The organism is Pseudovibrio sp. W74 (genome assembly GCF_001623085.1).
In the GTDB taxonomy this organism is placed as follows: domain Bacteria; phylum Pseudomonadota; class Alphaproteobacteria; order Rhizobiales; family Stappiaceae; genus Pseudovibrio.
Genome location: NZ_LMCJ01000027.1, coordinates 1 through 719, shown reverse-complemented (window position 1 = coordinate 719; position 719 = coordinate 1). Strand labels below are relative to the sequence as shown.

Here is a 719-nt window from a genome sequence, read left to right as displayed (position 1 = left end):
TGGAGCACTGCGGGAACCAACTGGACCGATGCCACTGGCTCAGCAAGCGCACCTTATCAACCAGACAGCACGCTGATTTTCCAGGGAGCACCGGGCACAGTCACAGTGGATAGTGCCGGGGTTTCAATTTCCAAGGGCATGCAGTTTGCTGCCGATGGCTATATAGTGACTGGTGGCGATATTACACTGGCAGGAGAAGCTGGATTCCGCGTCGGAGACGGGACCTCCGCGGGCGCGGGATATTCGGCAATCGTTGCATCTAACCTGACCGGTACCGGTTCACTGGAAAAAACTGATTACGGCACGCTCACCCTTTCCGGTGCCAATACCTACACCGGTGGTACAACTGTCTCGGAAGGCGTGCTTGTTGTTGATGGTTCGATTAGCGATGTGACAATCAATGGCGGCACCCTTGGCGGTTCGGGCACGATCAATGGTTCGGCAACAGTCACAAGCGGAACCATCTCTGCCGGAAACAGTCCGGGTACGCTGACAATTGGCGGTGACCTTAATCTGACCTCCGCATCCGTTCTGGATTTTGAGCTTGGATCTCCATCCGGCACAGCAGGCGTAGACAGTGACCTCATCGCCGTTGGCGGTGATCTGACGCTGGATGGATCGCTCAACGTTACCGATGCAGGTGGCTTTGACGCCGGGGTCTATAACCTGATCACCTATGGTGGCAGTTTGACCGATAACGGTCTGGTGGTGGGCACCGC

At 56.3% G+C, this 719-nt stretch carries 1 protein-coding gene; it reads left to right on the top strand.

Features of this window, described 5'->3' with window-relative positions:
• On the top strand, positions 1-719 hold a 719-nt coding region (locus tag PsW74_RS18720), incomplete at both ends, for an autotransporter-associated beta strand repeat-containing protein (protein WP_193777966.1).